The sequence below is a fragment of the Pseudarthrobacter sp. 05T312 genome (assembly GCF_056396685.1).
Map to the genome: position 1 here is coordinate 214841 of NZ_JBFTLY010000003.1, position 16169 is coordinate 231009.

Below are 16169 nucleotides of genomic sequence, written 5' to 3' on the forward strand. Positions count from 1 at the left end.
GCCCCAACGATGGCAGGACGGGTGGGAACCTTTCGGTTCCCACCCGTCCTGCATCAGTCTTCAGTTGTCCCCGCGGGAACCGTGGTGTGCTGCCTTAGATGGCAGCCACTCCGCGTTCCCCGGTCCGGACCCGCACTGCCTCGTGGACGTCCATGGTCCAGACCTTGCCGTCCCCGGCCCGGCCGGTGTTCGAACTGGCAATGATCACGTCCAGGATGTCATCCGCCTGCTCGTCGGTGGCCAGGACTTCCACTCGGATCTTGGGCAGGAGGTCCACGTTGTATTCCGCTCCGCGGTAGACCTCGGTGTAGCCGCGCTGCCGGCCGTAGCCACTGGCTGCGCTGACGGTCAGGCCCTGGACCCCATAGGCTTCCAGCCCTTCCCGGATGGCTTCGAGCTTTTCCGGCCTGACGATTGCAGTGATCAGTTTCATGCCCCCACGCTTTCCTTACCTGTTGCCGGCTGTGCCTTTTGCGCACCCGGTGCTGCCTGGACCGTCTCGCCCTGGCCCTTGCCGGTGATCATGTCGTGCAGCGGCTGGAAGCTTCCACCGTGGCCGCTGAGGCCGAACTCGTAGGCGGTTTCGGCGTGCAGGCTGAGGTCCACACCCACCGTTTCCTGTTCCTGCGAAACCCGGAAGCCCATGGTCTTGTGGATGGCCAGCGCAATGATCGACGTCAGGACCGCCGAGTAGGCAATGGCGATGCCGGCTGCCGCGAGCTGCGCCCACAGCTGGGTGAGTCCGCCGCCGTAGAAAAGGCCGCCGCCGACACCGTCGGCGGGCAGTGCGATGAAGCCCAGGGACACGGTGCCGATGATGCCGGAGACAAGGTGGACGCCGACGACGTCCAGCGAGTCATCGAAGCCCCAGCGGAACTTCAGGCCGACGGCAAGGGCGGAAGCCACACCGGCGACCACGCCGAGGCCGAGGGCACCGACGGGGCTGACGTTGGCGCAGGCGGGGGTGATGGCCACGAGGCCAGCCACGACGCCGGAAGCAGCACCGAGGGAGGTGGGGTGTCCGTCGCGGATGCGCTCGGTCACCAGCCAGCCGAGCATGGCTGCCGCGGGGGCTGCGAGGGTGTTGATCCAGATCAGGCCGCCCTGTTCGGCGGTGGTTGCCGCACCGCCGTTGAAGCCGAACCAGCCGAACCACAGGATGGCCGCGCCGAGCATAACGAACGGGATGTTGTGCGGGCGGTGGTTGGGGTCCTTGCCGAAGCCCCTGCGGTTGCCGATGATCAGGACCAGGATCAGTGCCGCCACACCTGCGTTGATGTGGACCACGGTGCCGCCGGCGAAGTCGATGGCGGGCCCCAGGGCCTTGCCGATCGCGCCTTCGGGACCAAACAGGCCGCCGCCCCACACCATGTAGGCAAGGGGGCAGTACACCAGCGTGACCCACACGGGAACGAAGACCGACCAGGCGCCGAACTTGGCGCGGTCGGCGATGGCGCCGCTGATCAGTGCCACGGTGATGATGGCGAAGGTGGCCGCGTAGCCGACCTTGATCAGGCCGTCAGGGGTGTTGATTCCCTCAAGGCCGAACGTGGCGAACGGGTTGCCCACGATTTCCATGAACCCTTCCCCGGAGCTCATGGAGGCGCCCCAGAGCACCCAGACGACGCCCACCATGCCGATGGAGATGAAGCTCATCATCATCATGTTCAGGGCTGCCTTGGCGCGGGTCATGCCGCCGTAGAAAAATGCCAGACCGGGTGTCATGAACAGCACCAGGGCTGCCGCTACCATGACCCAAACGTGACCTGCGGTAAGTTCCATGGTGCACGTCCTCTCTCATCGAATCTTGCGGAGTACTCCGCCTGCCAACGCCTTTTTGCGTCCTGTAATGAGTTTGTGGGCGGCGTGTTTCGACCGCGGAGGATTTAGATTGCCGGCCTGTTACATCAACCTCTAGGAAGTAAATGGTGCATATCCGCCTTGTTACGGTTATGTTTCCGCACCCGCAGAGCCACCCGGTTCCCGTTCAAGCTAGGACTCCCGCACCATGACGGCACCATCCCGCGCAAGCGGCGCCACTTCGAGGTTTTTGGCCCGGCTGCGGCCGCAGCGGGAGAAACTCCCCCGCGACATCAAGGTGATGCTGGCTGCGGCGTTCCTTATCGCGCTCGGCTTCGGTCTTGTTGCGCCCGTATTGCCGCAGTTCGCAACAACCTTCGGGGTGGGTAACACCGAAGCCGCGGTCATTGTGGCGATCTTCGCCTTCATGCGGCTGGCCTTCGCTCCTGCCGGCGGTGCCCTGATCGGCAAACGCGGTGAACGGCCCATCTATGTTGCCGGGCTGCTGATCGTGGCGCTGTCCACCGCGGCGTGCGCCTTTGCCCAGGACTACTGGCAGTTGCTGCTGTTCCGCGGGCTGGGCGGGGCCGGATCCGTGATGTTCACCGTGGCATCAATGGCCCTGGTGGTCCGGCTGGCGCCGCCCCAGAGCCGGGGCAGGGTGTCCGGAGCCTACGCCTCGGCCTTCCTGATCGGCAACGTGTGCGGCCCGATCGTGGGCGGGCTGCTGGCGGGACTGGGCCTGAGGGTTCCGTTCCTTGCCTACGCCGCTACGCTGCTGGTGGCCGCATTCGTGGTCCAGACCCAGTTGAGCCACCAGCGCCGGGGAGGCGGCGAGCCACAACACCGTGCTCCTGACATGCGGTTTGGCGAGGCCCTGGCTGCCGGAACCTACCGGTCCGCCCTTATCTCCAGCTTCGCGAACGGCTGGGCCACGTTCGGCGTGCGGATGGCAACGGTGCCGTTGTTCGCCGCCGCCGCCTTCGGTGCGGGTCCTCAGGCCGCCGGCCTGGCACTGGCGGTGTTTGCTGCCGGCAACGCCGCCGCCCTGGTGTTCTCCGGACGGCTGACGGACTCGGTGGGACGCAAGCCGATGATGATCTCCGGCCTCCTGGTGGCGGCCCTGTCCACGGCAGCCATCGGCATCACCTCGGACCTGCCATGGTTCCTGGCGGCGTCGACGCTCGCCGGCGTCGGGTCCGGGCTTTTCGGTCCCGCCCAGCAGGCCGCCGTCGCCGACGTCATCGGCAACGCGCGCTCCGGCGGCAAGGTGCTGGCCGTGTACCAGATGACGTCCGACGTCGGGGCAATTGTTGGTCCGCTGGTGGCGGGCATGCTCGCGGACGGGCTGGGCTTCGGCTGGGCTTTCGGCGTGACCGGGGGGATCATGCTCCTGGCTGCAGCAGGCTGGCTGCCCACCCGCGAGACGCTGCGCGCGGCCGGCTCCTAAGCGCCCCTGTCAGTTCAGCAGGGCGTCAACGAAGCCTTCGGTATCGAAGGGGGCAAGGTCGTCGGCACCTTCGCCAAGCCCGATGAGCTTGACGGGAACACCCAGGGTCTTCTGGATGGCGACGACGATGCCGCCCTTGGCGGTTCCGTCCAGCTTGGTCAGGACGATGCCGGTGATGTTGACCACCTCCGAGAAGACCCGCGCCTGGTTCAGCCCGTTCTGGCCCGTGGTGGCATCGAGCACCAGCAGGACCTCATCCACCTCGGCGAGCTTTTCAACGACGCGCTTGACCTTGCCAAGTTCGTCCATCAGGCCCACCTTGTTCTGCAGGCGGCCGGCGGTGTCGATCATGACCACGTCGACTTCCTGCTCGATGCCGGCCTTGACTGCTTCGTAGGCAACCGAGGCGGGGTCCGCGCCGTCGATGTCGGACTTCACGGTGGGCACACCCACGCGCTGGCCCCAGGTGGCCAGCTGCTCAGCGGCGGCGGCCCGGAAGGTGTCGGCGGCGCCGAGCAGGACGTCCTTGTCCTCGGCGACCAGCACGCGGGCCAGCTTGCCCACGGTGGTGGTCTTGCCCACGCCGTTCACGCCCACCACCATCATCACGGCGGGCTTGTCCGCGTGCCGCTGGACGTTGAGGCTGCGGTCCATGGCGGGGTCCACCAGCTTGATGAGTTCTTCCCGGAGCATGGTCTTGACGTGTTCCGGAGTACGGGTGCCCAGGACCTTGACGCGCTCCCGCAGGGCATCCACCAGCTGCATGGTGGGTTCGGTTCCCAGGTCCGCGAGCAGAAGGGTCTCCTCCACTTCATCCCAGACGCTCTCGTCGATCCGGTCGCTGGACAGCAGCGCCAGCAGGCCCTTGCCCATGACGTTGTTGGAGCGGGCCAGCCGCTCCCGCAGGCGGGCCAGGCGGCCGGCGACGGGCAGCGGGGTTTCGACGGGGATGGTTTCCAGCCCGGCCGCATTGTCCGGAACGGTGGTGGTGTCCAGCCCTTCAAGGTCCGTGCCCTCCGGCGCCGTCGCCCCGATTGTTCCGTCGCGGTCCGCCACCGCAGTGCTTCCACCGGAGCGGACTTCGGGGTCGTTGGCATCCCTGGTGCCCGGGTAGCGGGTGATGTTCCTCCGGGTCTTGAGCAGGACCGGAATCAGGCCGCCGATGACCACCAGCGCAGCAAGGATGGACAGGACAATGGGAAGGATGTCATTCACCCCCCTAGCTTCTCACAAACGCCCTGCCCGGTTCCGGCCCCTTCCACGCCCCTGACCTGCCGCTATACCTCGGCCCCGAGCCGCTGGCTGATGACGGTGGAGACGCCGTCGCCCCTCATGGTGACGCCGTACAGCGCGTCCGCCACTTCCATGGTCCGCTTCTGGTGCGTGATGACGATGAGCTGGCTGGATTCCCGGAGTTCTTCGAAGATGGTGATGAGCCGGCCCAGGTTGGTGTCATCCAGTGCCGCCTCCACCTCGTCCATGACGTAGAACGGCGAAGGACGGGCCTTGAAGATGGCCACCAGCAGCGCCACCGCAGTCAGGGAACGTTCGCCGCCGGAGAGCAGGGACAGGCGCTTGATCTTCTTGCCCGCAGGCCGGGCCTCCACCTCGATGCCGGTGGTGAGCATGTCTGCGGGGTCGGTCAGCACCAGGCGGCCTTCGCCGCCCGGGAAGAGCCGCTCGAAAACCCTGATGAACTGGGCCTGTGTATCTTCGAATGCTTCGGTGAAAACCCGCTGGACCCTGTCGTCCACTTCCTTGATGATGTCCAGCAGGTCGCGCCGGCTTGCCTTCAGGTCCTCGAGCTGGGTGCTCAGGAACTGGTGTCGCTCCTCAAGTGCCGCGAATTCCTCAAGCGCGAGGGGGTTGACCTTTCCCAGGCTTGCCAGGTCCCGCTCGGCTTTGCGCAGCCGCTTCTCCTGCTCCTGCCGGACATACGGCTTGCCTTCCCTGATTTCCTCCCCGTCAGCATCAACGGGGGCGCGGAGGGCTGCCCACTTGTCTTTGGATTCCTCCGCCGGAACGGGCACCGGCACCTGCGGCCCGAACTCGTTGACGAGTGCTTCGGGGGTGATGCCGAGCTCGTCCACGGAGCGGGTTTCCACCGCCTCGATCCGGGCACGCTGCTGCGTCCGGGCAAGTTCGTCCCGGTGGACGGTGTCGGTGAGCTGGGCCAGTTCACGGGCCAGGGCCTCGTTCGCTTCCCGGATGTCCCGCAGGCCGCGGTCACGCAGCTCGCGGTTCTCCTCGGCCAGGTCCCGTTCGTGCCGGGCCAGGTCGACGGAGACGTCCACGTACCCGAGTGCCCGTTCCACGCCGGCGGATACGGCCGCTGCGCGCCGGGCCTGGAGGCGGCGGCGCCGAGCACGCTCGGCCGCTTCCTCGCGGGCGCGGCGTTCGGTGGCTGCGGCGCGTTCCAGGGACGCCACGCGGTTGCGGGTGGCCACCAGCTGTTCTTCGGCGCTGCGCAGGGACAACCGCGCCTCCACTTCGGCTGCGCGGGCGGCGGAGGCGGCGCGGGCCAAGGCGTCGCGCTGCTCCGTGGAGGGTTCTTCTTCCACCGGCGCTTCCTGCGCCGCGGCCAAGCGGGCAGCGACGGCGGCGAGCGCCTCTTCCTCCGCCGCGACGTTGGCTTCGGCCCTGGACAGGGATGCCGCCAGCCGCTCACTCTCGCCAACAGCACTGCGCAGGACAGAGTTCAAGTGGCCCAGCCGTTCGGCCACGGCCGCGAGGCGGGCGTCGGATTCGTGCAGCTTGTCCAGGGCAGCGTCCGCATCCTCCTGCGCCCCCTTGCGCCGGGCCTCTGCGGCGGCCAGGGCGAACCTGTTCCGTTCAAGGTCCGCGGTGACCGCCGCCAGTCCGCGGCCGGCGTCGTCCACTGCCGCCTGGACCTCAAGGAGGGACGGCGCCTTGGCAGACCCGCCCGTGGCGGAGACCGCCGTGAAGACGTCCCCCTCCCGGGTGACGGCCGTCAGCGCCGGAGAAGAAGCAACCAGGGCAGCCGCGGCGTCAATGCCGGTGACGACGGCGGTCCGGAACAGCAGGTGCCGGACCAGGGCAACGTGCTCCGCAGGTCCGTCTACGAGGTCAGCGGCCCACCGCGCCCCGTCGGGCAGGGCCAGGTCCCCGGCGCCATCCCCCTGGAGTGCCGCAGCCGTGGCAAGGAGCAGGGACGCCCGCCCGGCGTCGTCGTCCTTGAGCCGCTTCAGCACGGCTCCTGCCGCTTCCCTGTCCCGGACGAGCACTGCCTCGGACGCTTCCCCCAGGGCAGCGGCGATGGCCGGCTCGAACCCGGCCTGGACCGTGATCGCGGCGGCGAGGCTTTCCTGGACTCCGGGAAGCCCGGACTCCAGCACGTGCCTGGCGCCGTCCTTGCGGTTAAGGCCCAGCTTCAGGGCGTCGAGGCGCGCGGCGAGGGCGTCCCGCTTGCGCACGCCCTCGTTGACGGCGGCTTTGAGGTCTGCGATCTCCTGGAGGACGGTGTCCAGGACATCGCTGGCGGCCTCATAATCGGCGTCGAGGGATTCTTCCCCCTGCTCCACGCCGGCCACCTGGTTCTCCAGCGCCGTGAACTCCGCCTGGGCGCTGGCGCGGCGTTCCGTTCCGGCCGCGAGGGACTCGCGCAGGCGTCCCAGTTCCGCCTGGGCGGACTCCACCCGGGACCTGGCGGCGGCAACCTGCCCGGCCAGCCGCGCCAGGCCTTCCCGCCGATCGGCTGCGGCGCGGAGCTCGGCGGTGAGCCGCTGGTCTTCTGCCTGCGCGGCCCGCTCCGCCTCCGCCTTCGCGGCACTGGCCGCGTCAAGGGCGCTCCGCCTGCCCTGGATGTCCTGTTCGAGTTCGGCCAGCTCCTGCCGGACCCTTGCCGCCTGGCGCTCCAGCTGTTCCGGGTCCCGGCCGGAAGTCGGCGGAGCCTCGTCGGAACCCAGCAGGCGGCTCCGTTCGGCGGCCAACGAGCCCAGCGACCGCAGCCGTTCCCGCGCGGTGGAGAGCCGGTACCAGGTGTCCCGGGCGGCATTGAGCCGGGGCGTGGCCTCGGCTGCCAGCTGCTCCAGCGCCGCCTGCTGCCTGCGCCCCGCGTCGAGTTCCTGTTCGACGGCGGTCCGGCGCGCCTTGAGTTGGGCTTCGTCCGCCACGTCCTGATCGAGTGCCTGCTGCAGCTGGACCAGGTCATCGGCGAGCAGGCGGGCGCGGGCATCCCGGACGTCGAACTGGACCCGCTGGGCGCGGCGGGCTACCTCGGCCTGTTTCCCCAGGGGGGTGAGCTGCCGGCGGATTTCGCCGGTCAGGTCGGTCAGGCGCTGCAGGTTGGCCTGCATGGCCTCCAGCTTCCGGACGGTGCGTTCCTTGCGCCGGCGGTGCTTGAGGATCCCGGCCGCCTCCTCAATGAAGCCGCGGCGGTCCTCGGGAGTGGCGTGCAGGACGCGGTCCAGCTGGCCCTGGCCCACAATGACGTGCATTTCCCGGCCCAGCCCGGAGTCCGAAAGCAGTTCCTGGATGTCCAGCAGCCGGCAACCGGCGCCGTTGATGGCGTATTCGGACCCGCCCGTCCGGAACAGTGTCCGGGAAATGGTCACTTCGCTGTACTCGATGGGGAGTGCGCCATCAGTGTTGTCGATGGTCAGTGAAACGTGGGCACGCCCCAGCGGCGGCCGCCCGGAGGTCCCGGCGAAGATGACGTCCTCCATCTTGCCGCCGCGCAGCGTCTTGGCCCCTTGTTCGCCCATGACCCAGGCCAGGGCGTCCACCACGTTGGACTTGCCGGATCCATTGGGACCCACGACGGCGGTGACGCCGGGTTCGAAGTCGAAGGTGGTGGCAGACGCAAACGACTTGAACCCCCGGACGGTGAGGCTTTTGAGGTGCAAGGCTTTTCTGGTCTCCTGGAGCGGGTAGGGCACTTTGCTGGATCCGGCTCACTACAATCTACTGCGCAGGACAGACAATTCCCCGCAGCAGCACCGGGGACCCGGCGCAGGCGCGACGGGTGGATATGCATGATCCGGCGGTGCAAAGGCATAGTTAAGCTCTTGAGCCTGCATGAATGTGGGTACAGTCACCGCAGGAATGCGGGACGAAAACGAAGAGGGGCTTGAATTGGCAGGTAATGCAACCTTCCGCCACAGCAACACCGCGCTGCTTTCGGTCAGCAGCGTCGAAGCGCCCAGGATTGTGAGCTCCACGGACTTTGACCGCCGGCTGGCATCGACCCTGCAGCGCCTGAAGTTTCCGCCGCGGCTCCTGGAGCGGGTGGCGGGAATCACGCACCGGCGCTGGTGGGCTGCCGGAACATCGTTCGACGATGCTGCCGTGGAAGCCGGCGCCAAAGCCCTGGCCGAGGCCGGCATCGCAGCGTCCGACGTAGGCCTGCTGATTAACACGTCGGTGACACGGCGCAACCTGGAGCCCTCCGTGGCGGTGAAGATCCACCACAGCCTCAGCCTGCCGTCGTCGGCCATGAACTTTGACCTTGCCAACGCCTGCCTGGGATTCGTCAATGCCCTGACCCTGGCAGCCAACATGATCGACTCCGGCCAGATCAAATACGCCGTCATCGTCAACGGCGAGGACGCCCAGCTGACGCAGGAGGCAACCCTGGCACGACTGCAGCGGCCCGAAACCACGCGGGATGACTTCAACCGGGAGTTCGCGACGCTGACCCTGGGGTCAGGCGCTGCCGCAGCCGTCCTAGGCCCCGCGGACCAGCACCCCGGCGCGCACCGTGTGGTGGGCGGGGTGATGCGTGCCGGTACCGAGCACCACGAACTGTGCGTGGGCGGCATCGACGGCATGCACACCGACACCAAGGGCCTGCTCGACGGCGGCCTCCAGCTGGTGGTTGACGCATGGCAGGAAGCGCAGCCGGAATGGGACTGGGCGGCCATGGACCGCTACGTCACCCACCAGGTCAGCAACGCCTACACCCACGCCATCATCGATGCCATCGACCTGGACCCGGACAAGGTGCCCATCACGTTCCCGCACTGGGGCAACGTTGGACCGGCGTCGCTTCCCATGACGCTTGCCGCCGAGGCGCAGTCGCTCGGAACCGGCGACCGGGTGTTGTGCATGGGCGTCGGCTCCGGCCTGAACACCGCAATGCTGGAAATCGTTTGGTGATCGCGGCCTGGCCGGGCGTCAACGCCGAGTGGTCCCGCGAGATCGATGTCCCCTCCACGTCAAGCATTGATGCACCCGGCACGGTGCGGCGCTGGCACCTGCTGGACAACGGGGCTGAACTGTCCCGCCGCGGCCTGGCTCCGCTGGGGACGCTGCTGTGCGTGCACGGCAACCCCACCTGGTCCTATCTGTGGCGGAGCCTGCTGGCTGCCGGGTCCGACCCCGCGCATCCGTGGCGCGTGGTGGCCGTGGACCAGCTGGACATGGGCTTTTCGGAGCGGACGGGTACCTTCCGGCGCCTGGCGGACCGCATCAACGACCTGGGCGACCTGACCGAAGCCCTGTCCCTGGCAGGCCCGGTGGTCACCGTGGGCCACGACTGGGGCGGGGCGGCCAGCCTCGGCTGGGCGCTTGCCCATACCGACCAGTTGGCGGGCGTCGTCCTGACCAACACCGCCGTGCACCAGCCCGCGGGCTCACCCATCCCGCCGGCGCTGCGCCTTGCCCTGCACCCGGCAGTGCACCGGTGGGGAACCACCACCTCCGACGCTTTCCTGCGGGTGACCCATTCGCTGGCACACCCGCCGCTGCCCGCCGACGTGCGGGATGCCTTCATGGCCCCCTACCGGGGGCCCGCGCGCCGCGCAGGGGTCGGCAACTTCGTCGCTGACATACCCGTCGACGGGTCGCACCCGAGCTTCGCTGCCCTCACCGGCGTGGCGGAAGGCCTGCGCGGCCTTGACGTGCCGGCCCTGATGCTGTGGGGCCCGCGGGATCCGATCTTCTCCGACCGCTACCTGAAGGATCTGCTCACCCGCCTTCCGCACGCCGACGTGCACCGGTATGAGGGTGCGGGACACCTGGTGGCAGAGGACCGGGACATCGCCACCCCCGTCTTCGACTGGCTGGCCGGCCGCCTCGCGCAGGGCGGGGACAGCGCCGCTGCTGTTGACTCCCCGGCTGCCGGTGATGGCTTCACGCCCCTGTGGGGGCTCCTTGGGGAACATGCCGCCGGACCAGCCGCCGGGGCGAGGGCCGTCGTCGAAATGGCTCCGGACGGCACGGAGGCACGTTCGCTCACCTGGCGGCAGCTTGAGGAAAGCGTGGGGCGCCTCGCCGCCGGGCTGGAGGGGGCGGGTGTCGGGCCGGGCACCCGGGTAAGCCTGATGGTTCCGCCCGGCGTGGACCTGACCGTTGCCCTGTATGCCTGCCTTCGGCTGGGCGCCGTGGTGGTAGTGGCTGACGCCGGCCTGGGTACCAGGGGGCTGAGCCGGGCGGTGAAGGGAGCGACGCCTGATGTCCTGATCGGGATCGACAAGGCCCTGGCCGCTGCGCGTGCACTGGGATGGGCGGCCAGGCGTATCAGCGTACGGGACCTGCCGGCCGTACAGCGGCGGGTGCTCGGCGTGGAGACCTCGCTGGCCGCCCTGGCCAGGACAAGCGCGGGGCAAGCCGGCGCCGGCGCCGCTCCTGCCTTCAGCCCGGCGATGGACTCCCCCGCAGCCGTGCTTTTCACGTCCGGATCCACCGGGCCCGCCAAGGGCGTCCAGTACACCCACGGGCAGCTTGCCGCCATGCGGGACACCGTAGCCGGAACTTTCGGCATCGAGCCCGGTGACAGGCTCGTGGCCGGCTTCGCACCGTTCGCGCTGCTGGGACCCGCGCTGGGAACCGTGTCCGTGACGCCGGCCATGGATGTCACCGCGCCACGCACCCTGACCGCGCATGCGCTCGCTGCTGCGGCAGCGGCCATCGACGCCACGGTGGTCTTCGCCTCTCCCGCCGCCCTGCGCAATGTCGTCGCAACGCAGGCAGGGCTCACCCCGGAGGGCGCGGCCGCGCTCAAGCGGGTCGACCTGCTGCTCTCCGCCGGCGCTCCGGTTCCCGGACCGCTCCTTGACGAGGTGCAGCACCTGCTGCCTGCCGCCTCGCTGCATACCCCCTACGGCATGACCGAGGCCCTTCCCGTCACCGACATCAGCCTTGAACAGATCAAGGCCGCCACGGCCGACGCGGGCTCCGGGACGACGCCGGGGGCAGGCAACGGCGTCTGCGTGGGGCGCCCGGTCCAGGGCGCCCGCGTAGCCGTAATCCCACTGGCGGGGGACGGTACCGTCCCGGGACCAGACCCGGTCACGGAAGCGGGTGTCACCGGGGAAATCCTGGTCAGCGCGCCGCACGTCAAGGGCGGCTATGACCGGCTTTGGCTGACTGACCGGGCGAGTGCGGGGCCGGCCGGCTGGCACCGCACCGGCGATGTGGGCCATTTCGACGCCGACGGCCGCCTTTGGGTGGAGGGCCGCCTGGCGCACATCATCACGGCGCCCGGCGCGGTGGTCACGCCGGTAGGGGCCGAGCAGGCCATCGAAAACCTGGACTGCGTCAGCATGGCAGCCGTGGTCGGGGTGGGTCCGGCCGGCACGCAGGCCATCGCCGCCGTCGTCGAAACCTCGCCGCCGGCCCGTAAAGCGGGCCCGGCCGCCCCTGGACTGGCAGCGCAGGTACGCGGCGCGGCCCTTGCCGCAGGCGTTTCCGTGGCTGCAGTCCTGGTTGTCCCTGCACAGCCCACCGACATCCGCCACAACGCGAAGATCGACAGGTCGCGGTTGTCCCGCTGGGCTTCAACCGTCCTGGCCGGCGGCCGCCCGGGGAAGCCATGAAAGTCCTGGTCACGGGCGCGAGCGGCCTGCTGGGGCGCGAGGTGGCAGGCCTGCTGGTACGCAGGGGCCACGAAGTCACCACCTTCCAGCGGCGTCCTTCGGGGGTCGACGGCGCGGCGGACCGGTGCGGTTCCCTCACCGATGATGCAGCCGTCACGGCCGCAGTCCGGGGCGCGGACGCCGTCATCCACCTTGCCGCCAAAGTCTCCTTCACCGGCCGCGCCGACGAGTTTGACCAGGTGAACGTAGGGGGGACACGGCGCCTGCTCCTGGCAGCCCGCGAAGCCGGGGTCGGGGACGTGGTCTTCGTTTCTTCGCCTTCGGTGGCCAATTCGGGCGCCGCCATCGCAGGTCTTGGCGCGGAGCCGGCCGACCCGGTGCATGCCCACGGCGACTATTCGCGGACCAAGGCGCAGGCTGAACTGCTGGCCCTGGCCGCCGACGCACCGGACTTCCGGGTTGCCGCGGTGCGGCCTCACGTCGTCTGGGGGCCGGGCGACACCCAACTGGTGGAACGGGTCCTGGCCCGGGCTGCCCGGAAGCGGTTGCCGCTGCTGGATGCGGGTGCCGCGCTGATCGATACCACGTACGTGGACAACGCGGCGGCAGCAATCGTTGCCGCGCTGGACCGCATCAGCCACATCCACGGGAGGGCCCTGGTCGTCACCAACGGCGAGCCCCGGCCGGTGGGCGAACTCATTGCCGGGATCTGCGCCGCCGGCGACGTACCTGCGCCGTCATGGTCAGTGCCAGGGAAGTTTGCCCGGATCGCGGGAACAGCGGTGGAAAGGGCGTGGCTCCGGTTGGGTAAGCAGGACGAGCCCCCGATGACCAGGTTCCTTGCCGAACAGCTGTCCACCGCCCACTGGTTCGACCAGCGGGAGACCCAAAAACTCCTTGGCTGGACGCCGGCTGTCTCGATTGACGAGGGCCTGGCACGGTTGGCAGAGTACTACGGTTCCCGCTGACCTGCCGGCCAAGACTGGTGTTCTGCGCGAATGCTACCAGCGGCCGTTGCGGGGCCGCGGCTGGCACACGGGGCAGGTATGGGACGAACGGTTCATGAACTGGTCCCGGCGGATGGTGGAACTGATGCCCGCTGCGGCGCACCGCCTGCAAGGCTCACCCTGGCGTCCGTAGGCGTTCAGGGACCGGTCAAAGTAGCCTGACGCGCCGTTGACGTTGACGTAGAGGGAGTCGAAACTGGTTCCGCCGGCGGCCAGGGCATCGAGCATGACTTCGCGGGCACTCTCCAGGACGCGTTGGGCCTCGCTCCTGCGAAGGGTGTCGGTGGCCCGGGCGAAATGCAGGCGGGCCCGCCAGAGGGCTTCGTCGGCGTAGATGTTGCCGATGCCCGACACCAGGCCCTGGTCCAGCAACGCCCGTTTCAGGCCCGTCCTGCGCTTGCGGAGGCGCTGGTAGAAGAGGTCGAACGAAAAGGCGGGGTCCAGGGGGTCCCGCGCAATATGGGCGGCTTCCGCGGCGATGAGCGGAAGGGGTGATTCGGCGAGGCCGCCGGGTCCGCCGTCGTCGGTGGGGACCAAAGCGGTGACGAAGAGGCCCCCGAAGATCCGCTGGTCGACGAACCGCAGCTGGGCCGGCATCCCGTCCCGGGGACTGAGGCGAAGCCTGACCTTGAGGTGCTTTTCGTCAGGGACGTCCGGGTCCTGCATCAGGAGCTGGCCGCTCATCCCCAGGTGTGCCATGAGTGCCACTTCCGGCGCCGGCGCCGTTTCCGGGTTGCCCGGTTCAGCCGCGGTGTCGCTCAGCGGCATCCACAGGAATTTGCCGCGGCGCACGACGTCAGTGACGGTTGCGCCCTCGAGGTTGCCGATGAAGTCCCCGGCGCCCAGGGCATGGCGGCGGATGGAGCGGGGATCGAGGACATCGACAGCGCTGATGGTCCTGCCGCGGACCCAGTTCACCAGGCCGCGGCGCACCACTTCGACTTCGGGCAGTTCAGGCACGGAACGCTACTTGGCGGTGACGGAACCAGCGGAAGTGCCGGCAGCATTCCGGGTTTCGGCGCCGGAAAGCACCCGCCAGGCGTCCGCGGCCGCTTCCTGCTCCGCTTCCTTCTTGGAATGCCCGGAACCCTTGCCGTAGGCGTTTCCGCCGATGTTCAGGACAGCGGTGAAAGTGCGGGCGTGGTCCGGTCCGGTCCCGTCCACTGCGTAGTGGATGCTGCCAAGCTGCCGGCTGGCCGCGAGCTCCTGGATGCTGGTCTTCCAGTCGGTGCCGGCACCCAGGACAGCGGCGTCCTTCAGCAGCGGACCGATCAGCCGCATGACGAGTTGGCGCGCGGTCTCGATGTCGTTGGAGACGTAGGTGGCCCCGATCAGGGCCTCCATGGTGTCCGCGAGGATGGACGCCTTGTTTTTCCCATGGGTGAGCTTCTCGCCCTGCCCCAGGTAGATGTACTCGCCGATGCCCAGGGTGCGGCCGATGCCGGCCAAGGCGCGGGTGCTGACGACGGCGGACCGGCGCTTGGCGAGTTCGCCTTCGGGCAGGTCCGGGTTGTCCCGGTACAGGGCATCGGTCACGGAGAACCCCAGGATGGAGTCGCCCAGGAATTCGAGCCGCTCGTTGGTGGGGATGCCGCCGTTCTCGTAAGCGTACGAGCGGTGGGTAAGCGCAAGACGAAGCGTCCCGGCGTCAATAGTGACACCGAGACGCTTCAGAAGCTCTTCAGTTGAAGACATCAGTCAGCCTGTTGGGCCGATTAGACGTCAGCGACCTTGCGGCCCTTGTACTCAAGGAACAGCGCGGTGCCAGCAGAGTCGGTAACGACCTTTGCCTGGTGCGGCAGGCTGTAGGTGACCTGACCGTTCTCAACGGTCTTCACCAGGTGGGGGGCGGTCGCCTTCCACTGCGAGCGGCGGGCGCGGGTATTCGAGCGAGACATTTTCCGCTTGGGAACAGCCACGGCTAACTCATTTCTCTCTAGACAAACACGTACAAATCAATTTTGCCGGTCAGGCTTAGCCATATCAGCTAGGGCAGCCCAGCGAGGATCCAGGACCTCGTGGTGGTGCCCCGGCTCGTCTTCCAGGCGAACTCCGCATTCGGAGCAAAGGCCCTGGCAGTCTTCCCGGCACACCGGCTGGAACGGCAGATTGGTGACAACCGCGTCCCGCAACACCGGTTCAAGATCGATTACATCGTGCTCGACTCGACGTTGCTCTTCATCTTCTTCTCCGTCCGAGAGCTCAGTGCCCTCATAGAAGAAAAGTTCTTGCACATTGACCTCAAGGTCATACGCAAGGGGATCCAGGCATCGGCCGCACTCGCCGGTTACTTCGGCGAGGACGGTTCCAGATACCAGAATTCCTTCGTGTACGGCCTCCAGCCTCAGGTCGAGCTCGACATCCGAGCCTTCCTGAACACCAATGAGCGCCACACCAAGATCACCCGGTGCGGGTACATGTTCCTTCAGTGTCCGCATGCTTCCCGGGCTGCGCCCGAGGTCCTTGACGTCGAACGCCAGGGGCGAACCAGCATCTCTGTTAATGAGAACTCCTGTTGAACATATGACCGACGTACCATCTTAGCCTGAAGAGCCATGGTGACTCAAACCGGCAGCAGGCAGCGCCGAAGTACCGATCCAGCCTACCGCCTCTGCTGCTGATCCGGCGAAGGCTCGCCGGCCACCATGCGCCGGTGCACTGACCTGGGAACGTAGTCCGAGACGCTTCCGCCCAGGGACGCCACCTCTTTGATCAGGGTGGAGGACAAATGCAGGTAGCTGGCCTCGGCCGGGAGGAAGACCGTTTCCACGCCGCTCAACTGCCGGTTCATGGTGGCCATGGGGAGCTCGTAGTCGAAGTCCGACGACGACCGGAGCCCCTTGACGATGGCGGAAACGCCCCGCTGGCGGCAGTACTCGGCCAGGAGCCCCTCCCCCACGGGTTCCACCACGATGCCCTTGAGCGACGCCAGGGTTTCGCGCGCCATTTCCAGCCGCTCATCCAGGGTGAACCTGTACTTCTTGGCGTAGTTGGTGGAAATGGCCACAATGACCTCATCAAACAGGCCGGCAGCCCGCGCGATCACTTCGAGATGGCCGTTGTGGATGGGGTCGAAGGATCCGGGGCACACAGCGCGTCTCATGCTCCGAACCTACCCCATGGAAAGGCCGGGAT

13 protein-coding genes are annotated in these 16169 nt (G+C 68.1%); 4 read left to right on the forward strand and 9 right to left on the reverse strand.

Translation table 11 applies throughout. The features are described from left to right. Window positions 1-94: 94 nt before the first annotated feature. Entirely contained in the window at window positions 95-433 is a 339-nt protein-coding gene (locus tag AC1DIP_RS07015; protein ID WP_159631736.1) for a P-II family nitrogen regulator, read from the reverse strand. Then, a complete protein-coding gene (locus AC1DIP_RS07020; RefSeq protein ID WP_477733310.1) occupies window positions 430-1782 on the reverse strand; it encodes an ammonium transporter in 1353 nt (450 codons plus the stop codon). Before AC1DIP_RS07020 ends, AC1DIP_RS07015 begins: the two co-directional genes overlap by 4 nt. Before the next feature lie 226 nt (window positions 1783-2008). On the opposite strand from AC1DIP_RS07020, the gene AC1DIP_RS07025 reads away from it, so the two are divergent. Continuing rightward, the gene (locus tag AC1DIP_RS07025; protein WP_477733311.1) at window positions 2009-3250 is read left to right on the forward strand and encodes an MFS transporter; all 1242 of its coding nucleotides are present in this window, start codon (window positions 2009-2011) and stop codon (window positions 3248-3250) included. A gap of 9 nt (window positions 3251-3259) precedes the next feature. On the opposite strand, the gene ftsY is transcribed toward AC1DIP_RS07025, so the two are convergent. Both ftsY and smc read right to left on the reverse strand, forming a co-directional pair. After that, window positions 3260-4465, reverse strand: coding sequence for a signal recognition particle-docking protein FtsY (ftsY, locus tag AC1DIP_RS07030; protein ID WP_477733312.1), 1206 nt, complete (start codon window positions 4463-4465; stop codon window positions 3260-3262). 62 nt (window positions 4466-4527) lie between these two features. Further along, window positions 4528-8115 (reverse strand): chromosome segregation protein SMC, encoded by a 3588-nt coding sequence (gene smc, locus AC1DIP_RS07035; protein WP_477733313.1) that lies wholly within the window; start codon window positions 8113-8115, stop codon window positions 4528-4530. A gap of 199 nt (window positions 8116-8314) precedes the next feature. Here smc and AC1DIP_RS07040 point away from each other — a divergent pair, with 199 nt between their 5' ends. From AC1DIP_RS07040 to AC1DIP_RS07050, 3 genes are read left to right on the forward strand one after another with little or no spacing between them, the layout of a single operon-like run. Next, entirely contained in the window at window positions 8315-9367 is a 1053-nt protein-coding gene (locus tag AC1DIP_RS07040) for a 3-oxoacyl-ACP synthase III (RefSeq protein ID WP_476211900.1), read from the forward strand. Next, a complete protein-coding gene (locus AC1DIP_RS07045; protein ID WP_477733314.1) occupies window positions 9361-12027 on the forward strand; it encodes an alpha/beta fold hydrolase in 2667 nt (888 codons plus the stop codon). Before AC1DIP_RS07040 ends, AC1DIP_RS07045 begins: the two co-directional genes overlap by 7 nt. Further along, window positions 12024-12995: an NAD-dependent epimerase/dehydratase family protein gene (locus tag AC1DIP_RS07050; RefSeq protein WP_476211572.1), complete on the forward strand. Its 972-nt coding sequence runs from the start codon at window positions 12024-12026 to the stop codon at window positions 12993-12995. The genes AC1DIP_RS07045 and AC1DIP_RS07050 overlap by 4 nt, the downstream gene beginning before the upstream one ends. 33 nt (window positions 12996-13028) lie before the next feature. Here the strand turns inward: AC1DIP_RS07050 and mutM are convergent, their stop codons facing one another. The 5 genes from mutM to coaD form a co-directional block, all read right to left on the reverse strand. Further along, complete coding sequence (gene mutM, locus AC1DIP_RS07055) at window positions 13029-13994, reverse strand: bifunctional DNA-formamidopyrimidine glycosylase/DNA-(apurinic or apyrimidinic site) lyase (RefSeq protein ID WP_476211573.1); 966 nt, start codon at window positions 13992-13994, stop codon at window positions 13029-13031. A gap of 6 nt (window positions 13995-14000) precedes the next feature. Continuing rightward, on the reverse strand, window positions 14001-14729 hold the full coding sequence (rnc, locus tag AC1DIP_RS07060; RefSeq protein ID WP_476211574.1) for a ribonuclease III: 729 nt from the start codon (window positions 14727-14729) through the stop codon (window positions 14001-14003). A 20-nt stretch (window positions 14730-14749) separates the two neighbouring features. Then, window positions 14750-14953, reverse strand: a complete 204-nt coding sequence (rpmF, locus tag AC1DIP_RS07065; RefSeq protein WP_009356569.1) for a 50S ribosomal protein L32 — start codon at window positions 14951-14953, stop codon at window positions 14750-14752. Window positions 14954-14989: 36 nt separating this feature from the next. Next, window positions 14990-15514, reverse strand: coding sequence for a YceD family protein (locus AC1DIP_RS07070; protein WP_476211901.1), 525 nt, complete (start codon window positions 15512-15514; stop codon window positions 14990-14992). A 122-nt stretch (window positions 15515-15636) separates the two neighbouring features. Next, entirely contained in the window at window positions 15637-16137 is a 501-nt protein-coding gene (gene coaD / locus AC1DIP_RS07075; protein ID WP_476211575.1) for a pantetheine-phosphate adenylyltransferase, read from the reverse strand. Window positions 16138-16169: the final 32 nt, after the last annotated feature.